We start from the raw sequence: 20,000 nt of genomic DNA on the forward strand, positions 1-20,000 counted from the left end.
GTTTTGGAGGTTTGTTTGCCGGCCTCCGAAAAAAGCTCCTCGGCCGACCGGTGCCAGGCTCGAACCTGCCCCCACGGACGCACGACCAATCGCGCATGGACACGCAATCAGCCGAGGACGAGCTCAGCGCGATCATCGCCGGCGCCGCGAAGCAGCCGCTGCTCGATGCCGCCTACGCGCTCTGGCGCCAACGCTACCGCCTGGAGGCCATCGCGGGCCGCCCCACCGCCGAAGAGGTGCGGGTCAATCGCACCTTCTCGCCGGAGGAATTCATCATCCAGTACCGCCATGAACGCGCCCACGCCCATGAAGGGCCGATGTTCGGCTATGTGAAGCGCGCTCATCCGCGCGCCGACGATCAGGCGATCCGGCAAGCCATCATCACGGCGGTCAAATTCGAAGACGCCTACAACAAGCACTTCGACTGGAACGGCGATTTCGAGGATTGCGTGGCGCGCGCGGTGAAACAGGCCGCGCGGAAATATCCGCATTATCTCGAGACCACCTACCGCGATGCCCGCAACGATCTCGCCTACTACATGAAGTGAACTAGAGCATGATCCGGAAAAGTGTGAAGCGGTTTTCCGAAAAGATCATGCTCAAACAATAGGCTAAAGCGCGATGACGATTCATCCTGATCGCATCGCGCTTTAGAAGCACAGCGTGGTGACCAGCCTGCCCTGCTTGTCCTTGATCGCATAGGGACAGCGAATGCGCTCCAGCGCCTTCTTGGCATCCTCGTCGCCGAGCGCGGCGGCGCGCTCGTAGTAGGCCTTTGCGGCGTCCTTGTCCTTCGCACCGCCGCGCCCCTCCTGCGCGAAGGCGCCCATCCGCTCCAGCGCGCCTGGATGGTTTTGCGCCGCCGCCTTCTCGAACAGCGCGCGCGCCGCGACATCGTCCTTTGCGCCGCCATCGCCTTCAGACAACATCAGGCCGAGCTGGTACTGCGCTTCCGCATTGGTCTCGGCGGCCTTGCCGAGCAGCGCACGGGCTTGGGCGGGATCGGCCGGCGCGGCGCCACCTGCGCTACCGAGCGCTGCGAGATTGCTGACGCCGCGCGGGTTGCCGGCCTGCGCCGCCTTCTCGAAAAGCTTACGCGCCTGCGCCTCGTCCTTGGCGACGCCCGAGCCGGTGGCGTAGGTAACACCGAGCTCGACCATCGCCGCACTCGATCCCTTGTCGGCCGCCTTGCGCCAGGCAGCGATCGCCTCAGCGGTCTGCCGGTTCGCCGCGTAAGCGCGCCCGAGCTCGAACATCGCGCGGCGCGAGGCGTTTGCCGCCTGCTTGCAGAACTTGACCGCGGTCGCGATGTCGGCGGAAGCGATCTCCGCGACGCCCTTCACGTCGCCCGGCTTGTCGGGATCGCTGGGATCGGCGGCAAGACGGTCGCACAACACGAGATCGGCTGATTGCGCCTGCGCCGTCAGGGGCGCGGCGAGCGCAAAGAGCATGGCAAGGAGGAAAGTCCGCATGATCGTCACGTTGCGTCTGTGGCCCGGCAAATTCAAGGCTCAAGTCGGTTCGCGTCTGCGATGGGTGGCTCAGGCGCGATGCATCAGCTTGAGCGCTGCGGTCAGGCGCAAGCTCCGCTTGCCGGCCAGCGCGGTTGCCTCCAGCACCGCCTGCTCCGCGTCATAGCTGCCGGAGAAGCCGATGCCGACCTCGTGGCCGCCGAAGATCGGATCGTCCTTGGCCGGCGTGTGCTCCTGGTTGAGGATCTGGCCCTTCCAGCGTCCCTTCGCGGCGGTGTAGCTGCCAAGGTAGTAGAAAGCCGCATCGCCGCCGAGGATGCGGCCCTGGTTGAGCAGCATCACTCCGGTCAGTCCGCCGTCGAGGCCGTCGAGCATGCGCAAATGGATGGAGTAGAGACCGTCGCTGATGCCGGCTTCGCCGACGCCGCCGGCGATCGGCACCTCCTCGTCCGTGATCGGCGTCATCAGCGACTGAAACGGAACGCCCGGCAGCTCCTTGAGCTCGCCTTTGAAGCGATAGAGATCGCCGTCGGCCCAGCCCTTCGCGATCAGGGTTGCATCGTCGGTGCCGGCCATGGCGCGGTAGCTCGGATCGGGATTATGGCGGACGGTCTTGATCACGATGTCGACGCCGCTGCCCGTCTTCTCGTAGCTGCCGATATGGGCGAAGGCCGAATTGCCGCCGAGCATCTTGCCTTCGCCGGCATGCATCACGCTTCGGCCGACGGTATCGCCGAGCTGAAATCTCACTTTGTAGAAGCCTTCAATCACCAGCCGTGTCCCCGGCCCTGCGCGCATCCAGATGCACTCTATCCCGCTTTCGGCGGCGATGGACAAGTTTCGCGGCGCAGCGCCGGGTGTCTTGGGATCATCAAAATGCAAAAAATCCGCCGGAGCCTTCGCTCCGGCGGATTGCAAGCCAACCCGGGCCAGCCCCCAGCCCGGGCCGGGAGGATCTTAGGCCGCGGCCTTCTTGTCGGTCGGCACGGACGAGATCGTCTTCAGGATCTGCGAAGCGATCTGGTAGGGGTCGCCTTGCGAGTTCGGACGGCGGTCTTCCAGATAGCCCTTGTAGCCGTTGTTGACGAAGGAGTGCGGAACGCGGATCGAGGCGCCGCGATCGGCAACGCCGTAGCTGAACTTGTTCCACGGCGCGGTCTCGTGCTTGCCGGTCAGACGCTTGTCGTTGTCCGGGCCGTAGACGGCGATGTGGTCCATCAGGTTCTTCTCGAAGGCGGCCATCAGCGCCTCGAAATACTCCTTGCCGCCGACTTCGCGCATATAGGCGGTCGAGAAGTTGGCGTGCATGCCCGAGCCGTTCCAGTCGGTGTCGCCGAGCGGCTTGCAGTGGAATTCGATGTCGATGCCGTACTTCTCGGTGAGGCGCAGCATCAGGTAGCGGGCCATCCACATCTGGTCGGCAGCGGTCTTGGAGCCCTTGCCGAAGATCTGGAATTCCCACTGGCCCTTGGCGACTTCCGCGTTGATGCCTTCATGGTTGATGCCGGCAGCCAAGCACAGGTCGAGATGCTCTTCGACGATCTTGCGGGCGACGTCGCCGACGTTCGAGTAGCCGACGCCGGTGTAGTACGGGCCTTGCGGCGCGGGATAGCCGGCGGTCGGGAAGCCGAGCGGACGGCCGTCCTTGTAGAAGAAGTATTCCTGCTCGAAGCCGAACCAGGCGCCGGAATCGTCCAGGATGGTGGCGCGCTTGTTGGACGGATGCGGGGTCTTGCCATCGGGCATCATGACTTCGCACATCACCAGCACGCCGTTGGTGCGCGCACCGTCCGGAAACACCGCGACCGGCTTCAGCACGCAATCGGAGCTGTGGCCTTCGGCCTGCTGGGTGGAGGAGCCGTCGAAGCCCCAGAGCGGAAGCTGCTCGAGCGTCGGGAACGACGCGAATTCCTTGATCTGAGTTTTGCCGCGCAAGTTCGGAGTCGGCGTATATCCGTCGAGCCAGATGTACTCGAGCTTGTACTTGGTCATTGAGCCTCTCTGTAGATGATGCGAAAGGTTGGGGGCCCGGGAGGGCCCCCGCACGTTTGTACCCGGCCATCATCGGCCAGCCTTTCCCAAGCATTTCGCGTGCCAAAAGGCCGCAGTACGGGCGGTTTTCCACCGCTTCCGCCTCCTCTTCGCCACAGACGGGCCCTCCACGGCACCGTGCGTCATAGCCGCGCACCTTGGCCCGAAGCTGCGCTGCAAAAATCCGGCGGAAAACGCCTGATTTAGAAGCAGCGGACGCCGACCGCGCATTGCCGATGAAACGCGCATCAACGTCCGGTAACTTTCGCAAACTCCCCCACCCCTCCTCAGCAACCTTCGGAATGGCCCACGCGTTGGTCAGCGGTAGCGTGCCTTGGAGGATGCAGAAGGCTTCCTGCCTACAAATTGAGCGGAAACTGATTTCCTTTTCAGCACTTTCCAATCGGGGATGAGCGGCCGATATGGGGATTCCAGTAACCACAATCGAACGAGTCGGGCGCACCATGGAGGCCAAGGCGCTTCGACCAAGGAGAATCGCAATGATGAACAATGGTCTGAGTCACGGATCTGCAAAGATCTACCAATTCCCCGTCGGCGGCCGTGCGGCCCTCGCCGGACGCCGCTATGGCGAGACCCGCCTTCCCGCCGATCAGGCTTCGCTGCCCGCGAACGTCTCGATCTGCAGCGACAGCTGGTATCACCAGGATGCGGTCGACGAAGCCAAGCCCAAATGGGAACGCTGATGCCAGCTGCTGGTCTGACAGTGCCGGGCTTTCGCAAGCGGCCGGCGGCAGTTTGAAAAAGGGTCGAAACAACGGCGTTTCGGCCCTTTTTAATTCCAGGCGCGCCCGCGCCTAGATCCCGGGCTTTTCGACCACCGCGCAGGCCGTAACCGGCCGCTTCAGGTGCTTGACCGTAGCGGGCCCGGTCTTGGGAATCCTCAGCGTGACTCCCGCCCCCGAATAGCGCGTCCCCGAAACCGCCAGCCGCTTGGCGAGCGTCACCGGCTGGCCATCGATCTGGACGAAGGCCCGTTTGTCGTAGTCATAAAAGCCCAGGATGAACTGCGTACCATCGGCGCAGCGGTAGGTCTGGAAGGTCTGCGCATCGGCCTGCCGCGCACCGAGCATTGCGCCCGCCAGCATGCTGACCGTCAAAACAATGGCCTTGTGCCGGCCCATGATCGCCCCCCTGTAATAGACCGCAAGGACGCCAAACGTGCATCCGGTGGAACCATAACCCAAGCTGATCCCATGCAAGACTCCTCCCTGAAGGACTCCCCTGCCCGCCATCTCGCCCTGCAAGGTGCGAGCAATTTCCGCGACCTCGGCGGCTACCCGACCATTGATGGCCGCACCACACGCTGGCGACACATCTTCCGCTCCAACCATCTCGGCCAGCTTACCGCTGCCGACATCGAGGTCGTCCGCGCGTTGGGCGTGCGCAGCGCGTTCGATTTCCGTGGCTTGGAGGAGCGCGCGGCCGGCATCTGCGTCGTGGACGAGATCACGGTGCATTCGCTGCCGATCGAACCGACCGTCGTGGCCGGGCTGCGCGCCGAGCTCGCGAAGGGCACGCTGACCGCGGCCGTGGCGCTCGAGCTCATGCGCGAGTCCTATCGCAATTATGTGCGCCACAACACGCACAGCTTCCGCGCGCTGTTCGGTCATTTGCTGGAAGATCGCGCGCCGCTCGTGATTCACTGCACCGCCGGCAAGGACCGCACCGGCTTCGCCAGCGCGCTGATCCTGCATGCGCTCGGCGTGGCGGACGAGGTCATCGCCGAGGATTATCTCTTGACCAACCGGCACTACAAGCGCGACCCGTCGAACGTCTTCGATCTGCCCGCCGACGTCCTCGACGCGATCGGCAGCGTCGAGGCCTCGTACCTTGCGGCCGCTTTCGAAGCGGTCGGCAGCGAATATGGCGATCTCGAAACCTATTTGCGCGACGGGCTCAAGCTCGGCACGGCAGAGCGAGACGCGCTGAAGGCGCGCTATCTGCAAGCATAGGGCGGCTGTGCCGGGAGAACGATCATGCAAGGCAAGATCTTGATCGTGACGGGCGCACGCGGCGCGCTCGGCAAGGTGGTCGCAGAAACGGCGCTGGTACGCGGCGCGCGCGTGGCCGGCATCGATCACGCACCTTCGCAAACCGCCGCAAGCGCTGACCACATCGACATCGGGGGCGTTGACCTGTCCGACCCAGCGCAGGCGAGAACGGCCGTCGATGCGGCGGCAAAGCATTTCGGCCGGCTCGACGCATTGATCAACATCGCCGGCGGCTTTGCCTTCGAGACCGTCGGCGACGGCGATATCGCGACGTGGCAGCGCATGCATGCGCTGAACGTGCTGACCGCGCTCAACGCCTCGCGTGCGGCGTTGCCGCACCTTGCCAAGTCCAAGGCCGGCCGCATCGTCAATATCGGCGCCATGGGCGCACTGCAGGCCGGCAACGGGATGGGCCCCTATGCCGCGTCGAAAGCCGGCGTGCATCGCCTGACCGAGGCCCTCGCAAACGAGTGGAAGGGCAAGGTTACCGTCAACGCGGTGCTGCCCTCGATCATCGACACCGCGGCCAACCGCGCCGAGATGCCGAAAGCCGACTTTTCCAAATGGGTGACGCCGCAGGAGCTCGCCGAAGTCATCCTGTTCCTCGCCAGCGATGCCGCGAGCGGCGTCACGGGCGCCCTGATCCCGGTCGGTGGCCGGGTGTAGTCGCGTTCCGATCAAAACGTTAGAGGCACCGGCTCCGATTCAATCGGGGCCGAGAACGCTCTAGACTGGCTGCAACTGATTCTCCGATCGGACGTCCCTTGGAAACCGCGCTTTACCTGCCCGTCAAACGCTTCCTCGAAGAGCTCGGCTTCACGGTCAAGGGCGAGATCGGCGGCTGCGATCTCGTCGGGCTCAGCGCCGGCGATCCGCCAGTGGTGGTGATCGGCGAGCTCAAGCTTGCCTTTAATCTCGAGCTGATCCTGCAGGCGGTCGATCGCGCGCCGGCCGGTGACGAGGTTTGGATCGCAGCGAAGATGTCCGCGCGCGGCAAGGGACGCGAGAGCGACGCACGCTATCGCAATCTCTGCCGCCGCCTCGGCTTCGGCATGCTCGGCGTGACCGATCGCGGCCAGGTCGAAGTGCTGGTGAAGCCGCCGACCGCGGCGCCGCGCCGCGAGCCGAAGGTGCGCTCGCGTCTCGTCGCCGAGCATCAGCGCCGCCAGGGCGACCCCGTGCTCGGCGGCAGCACCCGCGCACCGATCATGACGGCCTATCGCCAGCAGGCGCTGGCCTGCGCGTCGGCTCTTGCCGAAGGGCCGAAGCCGGTGCGCGAGCTGCGCGAACGCTGCCCCGATGCCGGCAAGATCTTGCTTAACAATGTGTATGGCTGGTTCGAACGCACGGAGCGGGGAATCTACCGGCTCACCGAAGCTGGACACGCCGCCCTGAAACGTTGGCCTCAGCAACGGGTGGAGGTCGGCGCAGGTGCTGCGTCACCGCTGTGACACCAGACCGGTGCATAGCTGAGATGCCGCACCGATTTCATATTGCAATGCAACATTGGCGGCACTAGGTATCCCGGCATCAAGATGAGGCCGTTATGAGCGCAGACTGGAATACCAAATATGGCACGCGGCGCGTCCGCCACGATCCCCCGACCCTGGACGAGGCGATCTTCGCCGCTGTCGGCATCACAGACGACCAGGCGCAGCAGGCCGAGATCGCCGCAGCCTTGATGGGGATGCCGCTCGACGTCGTCCAGGCCGAGGTGAAGAAGCAGGCCCGCTCCAACAGCCGCATCACCGCCACCCGCGTGATCGCCGGCGAACAGGGCGCGCAGCGCTCCGTCGTGGTCGAACGCCGCGTCGTCCGCCGCTTCGGCGCCGGCACGCGCAGCTGAGCATTCCTTTCATCGCACCGAACACGAAAGCGGACCGGCTTGGCCGGTCCGCTTTTTGATTCCTGTCCGCAATTTCCCGGTTATGCGGCGCGATTGCCGTACATGCTCGAGATCAGCTTCCAGCACGTGCTGTTGAAGCTGAGAAGCGCGCGCCCGGCCGTGAACGGCGAGGCCGCGAGATCGGCAAGCTCGGCCTCGGGCGTCTTGGCGAGGTCGATCGTGCCGGTCGATTCACCATGGCGGAAAGCCAGATGGGCCCCGAACTTCCTGGCGAGCGCCCGCATCGCATGATTGTCCGCGCCCGTCGTGATGCGCAGCTGCTTGTAGCCCTTCCAGCGGGCCTCTGCGATCAGGCGGCGGAACAGCACGGTGCCGACGCCCTGGCGGCGCGCGGAGGCTTCCACGCTGAAGGCGACCTCCGGCAAGGAACCGTCCTCCGGCGGGTGCAGCTCGGCCGCGCCGCGCACCACGCCTTCGACGATATAGGCAACGATGACGGTGCCGTCCTCGGCACAGCGGGCGGCGTAGCGCTCGATGAAGCTGTCGTCGAGAAAGCCGTTGAAACGGTCGTGCCGGCTGCCGGCATCAAGCCTCAGCAGGTGATCGCGCAGGAGCGGCAATTCTTCCTGCTGGATCAGGGTCCGCACATAGCCGGGAACGGTACGGACGGCGTCTTCAAGTACCACGTCAGAACTCCTCTTGGTGTTCCCTCGAGGAGGCGTTCGAATCCCTAGGCCTCCTATATTGTGCATCGCACCATGATTTTCAAGACGGAGACCTGCCCAAGTTTCGGGCACCGAAGCGACCAATTCGTTAATAAAATCAAAGTCCCGTAGTTTCACAGGACCAGCTGGGTCTGGGTCACCACCGCAACCAATTTGCCGTCCTCGGTTTCCAATCTGGTGGTCCAGACCTGGGTCCGCCGACCCCTGTGCACCGGGGTGGCGGTGGCGATGACCGTGGCCCCCTCCTTGGCCCCACCGATGAAATTGGTCTTGCTCTCCAGCGTGGTCGTACCCTTGGCGTCCTCGGGCAGATTGATCACGGTCGCTGCCGCGCCGACGGAATCGGCCAGCGCCATCACGGCCCCGCCGTGGATGGTGTGGTGAAGCGTGCAGAGTTCGGGCCGGACCGTCATCCGCGCCACCACGCGGTCCTTCTCCGCCTCGACAAATTCGACGCCCTTGAGTTCGGCGAACGGCATCTTCATCGCTTTAAGTTTCTCGAGCGGCGTCATCGGATCTCCTCCCAACTTCTTGTTGGCTCAACGTGAATTGCTTCAAGCCGCAAAGCAATGACGTCCGAGGTAATGGCGATGCTGACATCGGCGCGCAGAGCCGGGAAGCGCTGCACTGCGTCCGGGGCACGAGACCACCCTCACGTCACTGCATGCACGACCTGATATTCCGGCCGTCGCCACACCTCCCCTGAAATCACCTCTTCGACGATCTCCGCGGCCCGCACGATCTCACTCTCGCCGATGTACAGCGGCGTGAGGCCGAAGCGCATGATGTCGGGCGCGCGAAAGTCGCCGACGACACCGCGGGCGATCAGGGCCTGCATCGCGGCGTAGCCGCCGGCGAAGGCGAAGGAGACTTGCGAGCCGCGCCGCTCATGGTCGCGCGGCGTCACGAGCTTGAGTTGCGGACAACGGCGCTCGACTTCACCGATCAGGAGATCGCCCAGCGCCAGCGAACGCGCACGAACCTCCTTGATATCGACCTTGTCCCAGATATCGAGCGAGGCCTCCAACGCCGCCATGGCGAGCACCGGCGGGGTGCCGACGCGCATGCGCTCGACGCCGCCCGCGGACGCATAGGCAAGCTCGAAAGCAAACGGTTTTGCGTGGCCCATCCACCCCGACAGCGCGGCGCGCGCGCCGTCGGCATGGCGCGGTGCGACATAGAGGAAGGCCGGTGCGCCGGGGCCGGCGTTGAGATATTTGTAGGTGCACCCCGCGGCGAAATCGGCGCCGCTCCCGGCGAGATCGACCGGCAGCGCGCCGGCGGAATGGGCGAGATCCCAGACCGTGACGATGCCGAGCGCATGCGCTTTCGCTGTCAACTTCGCCATGTCGTGGCGGCGGCCGGTGCGGTAGTCGACCTCGGTGATGTACAGAACGGCGATCTCCTCAGACAATGCGTCCTCGATCTCCTCCGGTGCTACCAGGCGCAATTGATGGCCCCGTCCGAGCGTCGCGATCAGGCCTTCGGCCATGTATAGGTCAGTCGGGAAGTTACCGGTATCCGACAGGATCACCTTGCGCGAGACGCTCATGTCGAGCGCGGCAGCTAGCGCCTGATAGACCTTGAGCGACAGCGTGTCGCCGACCATGACCGAGCCGGCCTCCGCGCCGATCAACCGCGCGATGCGGTCGCCGACATGGCGCGGCTGCACATACCAGCCTGCACTATTCCAGGCGCGGATCAGCTCGTTGCCCCATTCCTCGGTGATCACGCGGTTGACACGCTCGGCAACGCCCAGCGGCAGCGCACCCAGCGAGTTGCCGTCGAGATAGATCACGCCGTCAGGCAAATGGAACAAGGCTCTAGTATCGTCGTAGACGCGAAGCCGGGTCATGGACATCCCTACAGAATCGTACGCACGCGCCAGAGTTCGGGAAACAGTTCGACCTCGAGCATGCGCTTGAGATAACTGACGCCGCCAGTGCCGCCGGTACCACGCTTGAAGCCGATGACGCGCTCGACCGTGGTGACGTGGTTGAAGCGCCAGCGCCGGAAATAATCCTCGAAATCGACCAGCTTCTCGGCCAGTTCGTAGAGCATCCAGTGGGTTTCCGGCGCCTCGTAGACGATACGCCAGGCCTGCAGCACGCCTTCGTTGAAGCTGTGGGTTTCGCGAACGTCGCGCGCCAGCACCGCAGCAGGCATCTTGAGCCCGTTGCGGTCGGCAAGCCGCAGCACCTCGTCATAGAGGCTCGGCGTCCCGAGCTCGGCTTCGAGCAGCTTGATCGTCTCCGCATCGTGCGCGTGCGGCTTCAGCATGGCGTGGTTGCGGTTGCCGAGCAGAAATTCGATCAGCCGGTATTGCCGCGACTGGAAGCCCGAGGATTGTCCAAGCTGCGAGCGGAAGCGGGTATACTCGCTGGGCGTCATTGTGCGCAGCACGTCCCAGGCCCCGTTCAGCTGCTCGAAGATACGCGACATCCGGGCCAGCATCTTCATCGCGGGTTGCACCTCATCCCGTGAGATCGCACGGCGCGCAGCCGCGAGCTCGTGGATGGCGAGCCGCATCCACAGTTCCGTGGTCTGATGCTGGATGATGAACAGCATCTCGTCATGCGCCTCCGACAGCGGATGCTGCGCACCGAGGATCGCGTCCAGCGCGAGATAATCACCGTAGGACATGCGCCGGGTGAAATCGGTCTCGGCGCCTTCGCTTGTGGGATCGTAATCGCTGGACGTCATGGCTGGCCCTCTCGATCGATCGTCCCTGGTCTCATTCATCGAGGCCGATCAGGCGCGCGGTGATCTGTGACGACGGATCCTTGAGCCCGTCGATCACCGTGAAATGGTTGAGGCCGGGCTCGACGACGAGGTGCGTCGGCACGTCGAAGCCGGTCCAGATGTTCGCCATCAGATCGGACTGGCGGATGAATTCGGGCCGCTCGCTGCCGCCGACCCAGGCCGTCACTGGCGAACGCCCTCGTGGCAGATGCAGCGCCGCGCTTTCCAGCGTCGCCTCCTCCATCGTCATGCGCAGCGTCTCGTTCATCCCCGTCTTCAGGAGCGGACGCAAGTCGTGCAGGCCGCTGATCGAGAGCGTACCGGCGATGCGGTTGTAGACGGCGGACTCGAGCCGGCTGTCGCCGCACAGCATGCGTGTGACGAGATGGCCGCCGGCGGAATGGCCGGCGAGCCGGATCGGCCCCGAGACGAGCGATGCCGCTTTGGCGATCGCGGCGGTGATCTCCGCAGTGATATCGGAGATGCGGGCAGCTGGTGCCAGTGTGTAGCTCGGCAGCGCCACCGTCCAGCCATGGTGCCGCGCGCCTTCGGCGAGATCGGTCCAGGTCGATTTGTCGAAGCGCATCCAGTAACCGCCATGGACGAAGACGACGAGACCCTTGCTGTCGCCGTCAGGCAGGATCAGATCGAGCCTCTGGCGCTCGCCGGCGCCGTAGGCGATGTCGGGGCGAAATTCCTTCAGCCCGGCGCGGTAGGCCGCCGCCCGCTCCGCCCACAGCGCCGGCATCTTGTCCGAGCCCGGGATGTGGGCCGAATTGGCGTAAGCGTCATCCCAATCGCGCATCGTTGCTCCCGAGGACTCGTCCGACGAACCGAAGCCAGTCTGCCACCGGTCAGGGCGGCATCCTAGTCTTTCTTTTAAGCTTAAAGGATTGAGGGAGCCGGTGGATTGGGCAGCGACTGCTACGAGGGTACAGGGTGGGCAAAGCGGAGCGTGCCCACCATCTTGGTTCATCGGAGAGAAAGGTGGTGGGCATGGCGCAAGTGCGCCTTTGCCCACCCTACCGCAGTGGCGATGGGGAGACCGCTACGCCTTCTCCACGCCGCACCATTCCGCGATGAACAGCGCCATCGCCTTGGTCGCCTTCTTCAATGACTCCAGGTCGACGAACTCGTTGAAGCCGTGCATCTCGCCTCCGCTGGCACCAAAACACAGACTCGGGATGCCGTGGTTGAGGCCGTAGAAGCGCGTGTCGGTCAGCGCCGTGAAGACGAGGTCCTCTGGCGTACCGCCATAGACCCTGTTGAAGGCCTTACCGAACGCAGCCTCGGGCTCCGCGGCGTTGGTCAGCTCATAGCCTTCCGACAGGAAGCCGGACCATTCGACCTGCGGCGGATTGTTGGCGAGGAAGCGGTGGTTGCGCGAAGCGGCGGCGACGCAAGCCATGATCTCCTTCTGGTGATCGGCGATCGACCAGCCCGGCAACACCGCAATCCGGCAGTCGACATCGCACCAGGCCGGCACGCTCGACGCCCAGTCGCCGCCCTTGATGATGCCGGCGTTGAAGTTGACGGGATGGTCGAGCGTCTTGAAGTGACGGTCGGCCTTGGCCCGCTCGTTCCATTCGATCTCGAGCTTTTGCAGCGCCTGGATCAGGTGATATGCCGCCATGATCGCGTTCGCGCCGGAGCCTGCGAAGGCAACGTGGGTCGGATGCCCCTTCACGCGGAGGCGGAACCAGATCACGCCGACCTGGGAGCGCACCATCTTGCCGCCGGTCGGCTCCGGAATGAAGCAGGCGTCCGCGCGATAGCCGCGTTGCAGCGTCGAGAGTGCGCCGACACCGGTGCTCTCCTCCTCGATCACCGATTGGAAATGGATCCGCGCCGTCGGCCTGAAGCCCGCGGCCTTGATCGCGTCCAGCGCATAGAGCGCACCGATCGTCCCGGACTTCATGTCGCAGGCACCGCGGCCGAACATCTTGCCGTCCTTGATGACCGGCGCGAATGGCGGCGTTTCCCACAATTCCAGCGGACCGGCCGGCACCACATCGCAGTGCCCTTGCAGGATCAGCGACTTGCCGCCATTGGTTCTCGGACGGTAAGTTCCCACCACGGATCGCGCCTTCGAGAAGTCGTGCTCGATCGGACCGAAGCCGCGCAGATCCTTCAAATCCTCGACGTCGATATGCCAGTCGTCGACCTCGTAGCCACGTTCGCGCAGGAGATCGCCGATCATGTCCTGGCATGGTCCCTCCGCCCCGCGGGTCGAAGGGATCGCGACGAAATCGCGGGTGGTTGCGAGCTGAGCCTCGAAGCCGCTGTCGACGGCGTCAAGAATCCTCTGCTGCGTTTCGGCATTCATTCGGGCGACTCCAGACATTCCAATGGTCCCAGGGAGCGCGCAAACTAGCCGATTTCAGCCGTTCGGGTACTCCAGAAAATATGCATCCCGCAATGCATCTTCGAGCAGCCGGCCTTCGGAATAGCCGTTCAGAGTCGCAGGCCGGCTGACACCATCGAGCAGGCGCGGGCACGGTTCGGGGGCGCCGAGCACGGTGCGGACCGGAATGCGCTCCGCATAGATCGGCAGCGCATAGTCCTCGTCATCGTCGGCGACGCCCTTGGCGCGGATCTTGGCCGAGGCTTCCTCGATTTCCATTGCGATGAAGGACGTCGCCTTGATTTCCTGCATGGTGCTCTGTCGCAGGCCGGCGGTGCGATCCGGGAAGAAGCGATCGACCATGGCGATCACCGCGCGCTCCTTCTCATCAGGATCGGTGACGAGATAGGCTGTGCCGAACGCCATCACGGCGCGGTAGTCGGCGGAATGGTTGAAGCCGCAGCGTGCCAGCACGAGGCTGTCGAGATGGGCGACCGTCAGGCAGACGCGCTCGCCCTTGCTCTGGTTGCGTAGCATGCGGCTGGCGCTCGATCCGTGCCAGTACAGCCTGGTGCCCTCGCGCCAGAAGAAGGTCGGCGTGCAATAGGGCTGGCCGTCGATTGCGTAGGAGACGTGGCACAGCATCGAAGAATCCAGGATGCGATGAACCGTGTCGTGATCATAGAAGCCGCGGTCGTGCCGGCGCTTCACCTGGTTGCGTGCCGATGTCGGATAGGAATTCGAGGTCTCGGTCTGGCTCACAGCCGCTCCTGCTCGGATGGAAGAAATCCGGAGCAGTTGTAGCGGCGCATTTGGTCTGCGATAGTTCCAATTCCATGCAAAAAATTCCGACCAATTCGTCGTCCCGAACCAAGCCCGAGCTTCCGCTCGACCTCACCGGCCCTCACGTCACGGCCGGCGCTTCTGCCGCGCACCGGCTGTATCAGGCACTGTGCGAGATGATCGTCTCCGGCCTGGTCCGGCCGGGCGAGCCGCTGCCGCCATCGCGGACGCTGGCCAGGCAGACCGGCTTCCGCCGCAACGCCGTCGTCACCGCCTATGAGCGCCTGATCGCCGACGGCTTTGCCGACGCGACGGTCGGCTCCGGAACGTTCGTCGCGGCGCGTATACCCCAGCGCGCCGCCGAGCCGAACAAGCCGAAGGTCGTTCTCGAAGCGCCAAAGCAAGGCGCGTTTGCGCTTGGCTGCACCCATATCGACGAACGCGCCGTGCAGCGTTTTCGCGCTTTCGTCGGCCGCCGCATGCGCGCATTCGGAACCGAGCACCTGCATTATGGCGACCCTCGCGGCAGCCGCGAGCTGCGCGTGGCGATCGCCGACCATCTGTTGTCGGCGCGGGGGCTGCGTTGCGATCCCGACCAGATCATGCTGACCTCGGGCACGCTGCACGCGCTGCGCATCGTGCTGAGCGCGATCCTGAAATCCAGCGACCAGGTCTGGTGCGAGGATCCGGGCTATCCCGCCGCGCGAAAAACCATCGCCCATTGCGGTTATCGCGCCGTGCCCGTCCCGGTGGACGAACACGGGATGCGCGTCGCCAAAGGCCGCATCGCGGCGCCGTCCGCGCGCGCGGCCTACGTCACGCCGTCGCACCAGTTTCCACTTGGCGTGCAGATGTCGATGCCGCGACGGCTCGAGCTTCTGGACTGGGCCAAACAGGCCGGCGCATTCGTGCTCGAGGACGATTACGACAGCGAGTTCCGTTATGACGGCGCGCCGCTGATGTCGCTCGCCGGCATCGATCGGCTCCAGCGCGTGATCTACCTCGGCACCTTTGCCAAGACGCTGTTTCCGGGCCTGCGCATCGGCTATTGCGCGCTGCCCGAACGCCTGATCGCGGACGTGACGACGGCGCGGGCGGCGCTCGACCGCTTTCCCGGCACGCTGATGGAGGGCGCGGTGGCGGACATGCTCAATTCCGGCGCCTTCGCCGCGAATCTGAAGCGCGTGCGGAAACTCTATCGCGAGGCGCGCGACGTGCTCGCCGAGAGGCTGGAAGTCGCATCCGGTGGCGCGCTTTCGGTGCCGGTGCCCTCACAAGGCCTGCATCTTGTCGCCCGGTTCGATCCTGCCGTCGATCCGGCGGTGGCGGCGCTGGCCAAGCAGGCGGCTGGCGCCGAAGGCTGGCTATTGGCCGACACCTATTCGCGCGGGCGTCCCCTGCCCGGCTTCGTGCTGGGATTTTCCGGACATCCCGTGCCGCAGCTCGTGGCGTCCGCGGAACGTCTCGCGAGGGAATCGCGCGCAGCCTTGGCCGCAAAAGGAAAACCGGCCCGCCGGGCCTGACGAAGCTTCACTATCAGAATCGCCCGCCGCTCCCTAGATTGCGGCATCGATTCCGGGACCTCACATCATGCTGCTGCGCCACGCGACCTGCCTCTCGCTGCTGATCTCCATCGCGCTTGTCTCGACGGCACGCGCTGCCACAGTCGGACGTGAGCAGGACATCGGCGATCTGAAGCTCGGCCAGCGCGTGCTCGTGGATGACGGAACCTGCCCCGCCGGTCAGCTCAGGGAAGTGCGCGGCGCGAAGATGACCGACAAGGGAGTCTCGCGCACGAGTTCCTGCGTGCCCCGGCACGGACCGAAAACGAAGTAAGGATCCAGGACTATTTCGCCGGATCGAACATGCACTGCAGGGTCGGTTTGGCGATCTTGGTGAAGGTCGGGCCGATCTCGCTGTGCTTGGAGGCCGGTACCCAATCTGTCTCGATGGTGGGCACGCCGGTCTCGCTGATGCCGCGCAGCAGCGCTTCGCGCAGATCGCGATCCTCGACGGCCGCGGCGGCGTGATCGTGCAGGCAGCCGCAGACCGCTTCCGGATGCTGCCAGCGCCCGAGCATGTGCGGCGCACACTGGCGCACGAATTCGCCACGCGGATCGGGTAGCCTGGAAGGTGAGCGGACCTGCGCCTGAACGGAGTTGATCGTCAGAAGGGACACGAACGCTGCGGCGCAGAGACGAAGCAACATGATAGTTTTGCCGGCTGTTTCGTTGTGTGCAGTCAGAAGCGCGCGGCGACCATGATCGGCTGAGCGGCCGGAACCGCAACGGGCGAGCCGCTGTACTGGAAGGTACCGACACCGGGGAGATTGCCGTCGGGCGCACCCGCCAACGAGGAGCCGGCGAGCACGAAACCGAAAGCAAGGATGAAGCTGAGCGCGCGCATGATCTGTGTCCCAATTCTGTGGCCGGCGGTGCGCCGTCGTCCTTATCAGCCTGATAACCATGGGCGGTTTCGCGCGTGATGCGCGAAAAACTGAAAATGGTTTCGTCTTCGTGAGAATTGTTTCGTCCCGGCCACGGCGACGAAACAATTCTCGGAAAATGCCAGTTATTTCAGATAGGTCTGGCGGCAGGCCAAAGTCGCCTGCCAAGTTCCGGCGCCGGCACGGACGTGCACCCCGCCCAAGCGTTGTCACGCGGCCGCCGCGCGCGCTTCACATGCATTTTACGTTTTTCTGCTGAAAGGGCGGCAAAAGAAGGCTGGATCCTGTCGAACCGGAATTGGTTCAGCAACGACCCAAGCCATCGAAACCGAGACGCCCGGATCATCGGGCGCATTCACGTGAGGGATGGCCATGATGGCGGGAAATCGCGCAACGCCGCGCGATGAAAATCCACCGACGGAGCGCGCAGATCAACCGATCATTCGCGGCAGCACCGGCGCAATGGCGCTGCAATCGAGCCGCGGCCTCGAGGCGGCGCCGCAGACGTTCGTGCGACTGACCGGATCGCGCCTTGCGACGCCGCGCGATCGCCGCCGGGTGAACGCGAGCGCGTTGCAGGAGTGAACGCGGAGCGCCTCATTGCGTGAAGAACTCGCCGCACTTCTGGACGTTTGCGTCCGCAGGTCCCCACGGCATGATCGGCACGGTCGAGGTCGAGTTCTTGGGCGAGCCTTCGATCAGCTTGTCTGAATAGACCATGTAGACCAGCACGTTGCGCTTGGCGTCGCAGCCGCGCACGATCTGCATCTTCTTGAAGAACAGCGACCGGCGCTGGCGGAACATGTCGTCGCCCTGCTCCATTTTGTGCTTGAACTTGACCGGACCGACCTGGCGGCAGGCCAGCGAGATATCCGAGACCTCCTCGGCAAGGCCGAGCCAGCCTTTGAAGCCGCCCTTCTCCGGCACCGTGAAATGACAGGCGACGCCTTCGACTTCGGGATCGTCGAGACCATAGGTCGCGAGCTTGTCGTTCGGGCTCATCCATTTGAACACGGTAGAGCGGCGGAAGATCAGATCAGGTTCGTCGGCCGCAGATGCCGACGCCATTGGCGCGGTCAGAGCCAGGAGGAATAAAGCGAGGCCTTTCAGACGGATGCTCGAAAGACCGGGGAAACGAGATGACATGAAGTTCTCCGCTAACAAGTCCCCGCAATGTAGGAACGCAAGCGGCGGTCAGGAAGGCGGCAGAGGAGCGGACCCGGCCGCCGTTTACCGCTCCGTGAGGCTTTTTTGCTACGCCTTGGACAAAAGTAGCTGATGGCAGAACCGCGCTGCTGGTGAACGCGTATTCCCTTTGCGAGACTAACGTCTGATTTGGATAATGGATTCGAGGATGAACAGCGTGAACGGGTGGGGTTCGCCTGCCAAGCCGGCACGGCTGTGGCAGGTCGCCATGTTGACGGCGGCGGGTGCGATCGGCGCAACCAGCGAAGCAAACGCAGCATTTTATTACTGGACGGACTATTCCGACCGGCCCTACTACGCCCGGCCGAACCGGCTTCCCGAAATACCGCGCCAGAAGCCGCAAAAGCGCGGCGCCGCAAGCAAGAAGGACGTCGTTGTCGAGAAGGAAGCCGGCACCAAGCCGCAAGGGCCACTCGTCATTGTCGTCTCGATCGACCGGCAGAAGATGACGGTCTACGACAAAGCCGGCGTGTTCGCGGAATCACCGGTGTCGACGGGCATGAAGGGCCACTCGACGCCGATGGGCGTGTTCAGCATCATCCAGAAGCACAAATTCCACCGTTCCAACCTCTATAGCGGCGCGCCGATGCCGTACATGCAGCGGATCACCTGGTCCGGCGTCGCGATGCATGCTGGCGCGCTGCCGGGCTATCCGGCCTCGCATGGCTGCATCCGCATGCCCATGGCGTTCGCGATGAAGATGTGGAACTGGACCAGGATGGGCGCGCGCGTGATCGTGGCGCCCGGCCAGGTATCGCCGCAAAGCTTCTCCCATCCCGTGCTCGCCTCCATGCGCGTGCCGCCGCAGCCCGCCGCGAGCCTCGCGCCGCAGACCAATGTCGCTGACAAGGCCGATAAGGGCACGACCGAAGCCAAGCCGGTCGAGACCAAGACGGCCAGCGCCGACAGCGTGGTCGAGCTGCGCACCTCGGTCGGCCACACCGTGTTGTCGGACGTGACCACCGGCCATGCGGCTGCGCGCGAGGAAGCCGCGGCGACGGCCAACGAGGTCAAGACGGCCGAAGCGGCCAAGCCTGCGTCCGAAGACGCCGCCAAGCCGGCGACCGAGAACAAGCCTGCCGACAAGGTCGACCCGGTCAAAACGGAAGCCGCGAAGGCACCCGATGCGCCGGCGCTCGCCACCGCACCCGATGCAAAGAAGGACGAGGGCCGCCTCACCGATCCTGCGCCGGCGGCAAAGCCGGACACACCCAAGCGGGCCGGCCAGATTGCCGTCTTCATCAGCCGCAAGGATTCCAAGCTCTATGTGCGGCAGAATTTTGCGCCGCTGTTCGAGGTGCCTGTCACGATCGCCGCGAGCGACCGGCCGCTCGGCACGCATGTCTTCACCGCCGAGCTCGACAAGGCCGATGCCAACACGCTGCACTGGTCGGTGGTGTCGCTGCCCGTGTCCGCCCGTTCCGTGGCGCGCGAGGACGACAACCGCGTGGCGCGCCGCCAGCGCGGTGCCGCCGTGATCCCCGTCGCCGCAAAACCGGTGGTGACGCCGGACAGCCCAGCCGAAGCCCTCAACCGCATCTCGGTCCCCACTGAGACCATGGCGAAAATCAACGAGATGCTGACGTCAGGCGGCTCGATCATCGTCTCCGACCAGGGCATCAACCAGGGCGAGACCGGCGAAGGTACCGACTTCATCGTCCGCCTGTACTAGCTCTCTCGCAGGACCGATAACGCGGTGTTGACGCGCGAGGCCGCAGTGGCGGAGTAATCTGCCCTCGGATCATCTCGGGGGACGCCGTCATGATGAATCGCAGAACCGTGCTGAGCGTCACGCTTGCGGGCGCGTTCGCGCCTGTCACGCGCGCCCTCGCCGATGGCGCCATGAGCCGGATCTCGGCCTACGCCTTCTCCTTCCCCGCATTGTCAGGCGACGACATCCGCCTCGCCACGTTCACCGGCAAACCGCTGCTGGTGGTGAACACGGCCTCGCTCTGTGGCTACACGCCGCAATATGCCGGCCTGCAGGAAATCTGGAACGAGTTTCGCGGGCGCGGGCTCACCGTGATCGGCGTGCCGTCCAACGATTTCGGCGGCCAGGAGCCCGGTGGCAGCAGCGAGATCACGCAGACCGCACACCACCAATATGGCGTTACCTTCCCGATTACGGCCAAGGCTGCGGTGGTCGGTGCGCGGGCGCATCCCTTCTACAAATGGGCCGCGGAAGCCCGACCGAAGGAAGTTCCGCGCTGGAACTTCCACAAATACCTGATCGGCCGCGACGGCTATATCGCCGAGGTATTTCCATCCGCCGTCGAGCCGGCCGACACGCGGATCAAGACCGCCATTGCAAGGGCCCTGGCCGACACTTGACTCACGTGCACGACTCAAGTGCACGCCATCCGGCTGGGCACAATTGCGACGCGGCATCAAAC

General features: G+C 64.6%; 25 protein-coding genes. 11 read left to right on the forward strand and 14 right to left on the reverse strand.

The window, feature by feature from the left end; genetic code table 11:
* Nucleotides 1-95: 95 nt before the first annotated feature.
* Entirely contained in the window at nucleotides 96-548 is a 453-nt protein-coding gene (locus I6F24_RS09380) for a hypothetical protein (protein WP_036022783.1), read from the forward strand.
* Between the two features lie 102 nt (nucleotides 549-650).
* Here the strand turns inward: I6F24_RS09380 and I6F24_RS09385 are convergent, their stop codons facing one another.
* The 3 genes from I6F24_RS09385 to I6F24_RS09395 all read right to left on the reverse strand — a co-directional run bounded on the left by I6F24_RS09385 (nucleotide 651) and on the right by I6F24_RS09395 (nucleotide 3,464).
* The gene (locus I6F24_RS09385; protein ID WP_036022793.1) at nucleotides 651-1,472 is read right to left on the reverse strand and encodes a tetratricopeptide repeat protein; all 822 of its coding nucleotides are present in this window, start codon (nucleotides 1,470-1,472) and stop codon (nucleotides 651-653) included.
* Nucleotides 1,473-1,541: 69 nt separating this feature from the next.
* Nucleotides 1,542-2,243: a GrlR family regulatory protein gene (locus tag I6F24_RS09390; RefSeq protein WP_036022782.1), complete on the reverse strand. Its 702-nt coding sequence runs from the start codon at nucleotides 2,241-2,243 to the stop codon at nucleotides 1,542-1,544.
* 186 nt (nucleotides 2,244-2,429) lie between these two features.
* The gene (locus I6F24_RS09395) at nucleotides 2,430-3,464 is read right to left on the reverse strand and encodes a glutamine synthetase beta-grasp domain-containing protein (protein WP_036000382.1); all 1,035 of its coding nucleotides are present in this window, start codon (nucleotides 3,462-3,464) and stop codon (nucleotides 2,430-2,432) included.
* 539 nt (nucleotides 3,465-4,003) lie between these two features.
* Between I6F24_RS09395 and I6F24_RS09400 the strand changes: the two genes are divergently transcribed.
* On the forward strand, nucleotides 4,004-4,207 hold the full coding sequence (locus tag I6F24_RS09400; RefSeq protein WP_036022780.1) for a DUF2735 domain-containing protein: 204 nt from the start codon (nucleotides 4,004-4,006) through the stop codon (nucleotides 4,205-4,207).
* Between the two features lie 111 nt (nucleotides 4,208-4,318).
* Here I6F24_RS09400 and I6F24_RS09405 read toward each other — a convergent pair whose 3' ends face one another.
* Nucleotides 4,319-4,645, reverse strand: coding sequence for an MliC family protein (locus I6F24_RS09405; protein ID WP_036022779.1), 327 nt, complete (start codon nucleotides 4,643-4,645; stop codon nucleotides 4,319-4,321).
* Between the two features lie 87 nt (nucleotides 4,646-4,732).
* Here I6F24_RS09405 and I6F24_RS09410 point away from each other — a divergent pair, with 87 nt between their 5' ends.
* From I6F24_RS09410 to I6F24_RS09425, 4 genes are all read left to right on the forward strand, one after another.
* Entirely contained in the window at nucleotides 4,733-5,476 is a 744-nt protein-coding gene (locus I6F24_RS09410) for a tyrosine-protein phosphatase (protein ID WP_036022792.1), read from the forward strand.
* 24 nt (nucleotides 5,477-5,500) lie between these two features.
* On the forward strand, nucleotides 5,501-6,181 hold the full coding sequence (locus I6F24_RS09415; RefSeq protein WP_225149520.1) for an SDR family oxidoreductase: 681 nt from the start codon (nucleotides 5,501-5,503) through the stop codon (nucleotides 6,179-6,181).
* Nucleotides 6,182-6,279: 98 nt separating this feature from the next.
* Entirely contained in the window at nucleotides 6,280-6,966 is a 687-nt protein-coding gene (locus I6F24_RS09420) for a DUF2161 family putative PD-(D/E)XK-type phosphodiesterase (protein ID WP_057029000.1), read from the forward strand.
* A gap of 95 nt (nucleotides 6,967-7,061) precedes the next feature.
* On the forward strand, nucleotides 7,062-7,361 hold the full coding sequence (locus I6F24_RS09425; RefSeq protein WP_036000395.1) for a hypothetical protein: 300 nt from the start codon (nucleotides 7,062-7,064) through the stop codon (nucleotides 7,359-7,361).
* A gap of 80 nt (nucleotides 7,362-7,441) precedes the next feature.
* Here the strand turns inward: I6F24_RS09425 and I6F24_RS09430 are convergent, their stop codons facing one another.
* From I6F24_RS09430 to I6F24_RS09460, 7 genes are all read right to left on the reverse strand, one after another.
* The gene (locus I6F24_RS09430; RefSeq protein WP_109143965.1) at nucleotides 7,442-8,047 is read right to left on the reverse strand and encodes a GNAT family N-acetyltransferase; all 606 of its coding nucleotides are present in this window, start codon (nucleotides 8,045-8,047) and stop codon (nucleotides 7,442-7,444) included.
* A gap of 152 nt (nucleotides 8,048-8,199) precedes the next feature.
* Nucleotides 8,200-8,598: a PaaI family thioesterase gene (locus tag I6F24_RS09435; protein ID WP_036000401.1), complete on the reverse strand. Its 399-nt coding sequence runs from the start codon at nucleotides 8,596-8,598 to the stop codon at nucleotides 8,200-8,202.
* 140 nt (nucleotides 8,599-8,738) lie between these two features.
* Nucleotides 8,739-9,941: a kynureninase gene (kynU, locus tag I6F24_RS09440; protein WP_225114131.1), complete on the reverse strand. Its 1,203-nt coding sequence runs from the start codon at nucleotides 9,939-9,941 to the stop codon at nucleotides 8,739-8,741.
* A gap of 8 nt (nucleotides 9,942-9,949) precedes the next feature.
* The gene (gene kynA / locus I6F24_RS09445; protein ID WP_036022774.1) at nucleotides 9,950-10,789 is read right to left on the reverse strand and encodes a tryptophan 2,3-dioxygenase; all 840 of its coding nucleotides are present in this window, start codon (nucleotides 10,787-10,789) and stop codon (nucleotides 9,950-9,952) included.
* Between the two features lie 31 nt (nucleotides 10,790-10,820).
* The gene (locus I6F24_RS09450; RefSeq protein ID WP_225149519.1) at nucleotides 10,821-11,633 is read right to left on the reverse strand and encodes an alpha/beta hydrolase; all 813 of its coding nucleotides are present in this window, start codon (nucleotides 11,631-11,633) and stop codon (nucleotides 10,821-10,823) included.
* A gap of 243 nt (nucleotides 11,634-11,876) precedes the next feature.
* The gene (locus I6F24_RS09455; protein ID WP_036000410.1) at nucleotides 11,877-13,154 is read right to left on the reverse strand and encodes an ArgE/DapE family deacylase; all 1,278 of its coding nucleotides are present in this window, start codon (nucleotides 13,152-13,154) and stop codon (nucleotides 11,877-11,879) included.
* 54 nt (nucleotides 13,155-13,208) lie between these two features.
* Nucleotides 13,209-13,934, reverse strand: a complete 726-nt coding sequence (locus tag I6F24_RS09460) for a pyridoxamine 5'-phosphate oxidase family protein (protein WP_225141668.1) — start codon at nucleotides 13,932-13,934, stop codon at nucleotides 13,209-13,211.
* 74 nt (nucleotides 13,935-14,008) lie between these two features.
* On the opposite strand from I6F24_RS09460, the gene I6F24_RS09465 reads away from it, so the two are divergent.
* Both I6F24_RS09465 and I6F24_RS09470 read left to right on the forward strand, forming a co-directional pair.
* Nucleotides 14,009-15,478: a PLP-dependent aminotransferase family protein gene (locus I6F24_RS09465; protein ID WP_036022770.1), complete on the forward strand. Its 1,470-nt coding sequence runs from the start codon at nucleotides 14,009-14,011 to the stop codon at nucleotides 15,476-15,478.
* A gap of 67 nt (nucleotides 15,479-15,545) precedes the next feature.
* Nucleotides 15,546-15,791, forward strand: a complete 246-nt coding sequence (locus I6F24_RS09470) for a DUF6719 family protein (RefSeq protein ID WP_036022769.1) — start codon at nucleotides 15,546-15,548, stop codon at nucleotides 15,789-15,791.
* 10 nt (nucleotides 15,792-15,801) lie between these two features.
* Here I6F24_RS09470 and I6F24_RS09475 read toward each other — a convergent pair whose 3' ends face one another.
* Nucleotides 15,802-16,164, reverse strand: a complete 363-nt coding sequence (locus tag I6F24_RS09475; RefSeq protein WP_036022768.1) for a hypothetical protein — start codon at nucleotides 16,162-16,164, stop codon at nucleotides 15,802-15,804.
* A gap of 32 nt (nucleotides 16,165-16,196) precedes the next feature.
* Nucleotides 16,197-16,361 carry a hypothetical protein gene (locus I6F24_RS09480; protein ID WP_167361658.1) on the reverse strand — a complete coding sequence of 55 codons (165 nt, stop codon included), beginning with the start codon at nucleotides 16,359-16,361 and terminating at the stop codon, nucleotides 16,197-16,199.
* 412 nt (nucleotides 16,362-16,773) lie between these two features.
* Here I6F24_RS09480 and I6F24_RS09485 point away from each other — a divergent pair, with 412 nt between their 5' ends.
* Complete coding sequence (locus I6F24_RS09485) at nucleotides 16,774-16,986, forward strand: hypothetical protein (RefSeq protein ID WP_036000463.1); 213 nt, start codon at nucleotides 16,774-16,776, stop codon at nucleotides 16,984-16,986.
* A 12-nt stretch (nucleotides 16,987-16,998) separates the two neighbouring features.
* On the opposite strand, the gene I6F24_RS09490 is transcribed toward I6F24_RS09485, so the two are convergent.
* Entirely contained in the window at nucleotides 16,999-17,547 is a 549-nt protein-coding gene (locus I6F24_RS09490; protein ID WP_036000425.1) for a CreA family protein, read from the reverse strand.
* A 208-nt stretch (nucleotides 17,548-17,755) separates the two neighbouring features.
* Here I6F24_RS09490 and I6F24_RS09495 point away from each other — a divergent pair, with 208 nt between their 5' ends.
* On the forward strand, nucleotides 17,756-19,279 hold the full coding sequence (locus I6F24_RS09495; RefSeq protein ID WP_074447896.1) for a L,D-transpeptidase: 1,524 nt from the start codon (nucleotides 17,756-17,758) through the stop codon (nucleotides 19,277-19,279).
* 89 nt (nucleotides 19,280-19,368) lie between these two features.
* The gene (locus I6F24_RS09500; protein WP_036022762.1) at nucleotides 19,369-19,938 is read left to right on the forward strand and encodes a glutathione peroxidase; all 570 of its coding nucleotides are present in this window, start codon (nucleotides 19,369-19,371) and stop codon (nucleotides 19,936-19,938) included.
* Nucleotides 19,939-20,000 lie beyond the last annotated feature (62 nt).

The sequence above is a fragment of the Bradyrhizobium sp. BRP23 genome (assembly GCF_020194135.1).
GTDB lineage: Bacteria > Pseudomonadota > Alphaproteobacteria > Rhizobiales > Xanthobacteraceae > Bradyrhizobium > Bradyrhizobium yuanmingense.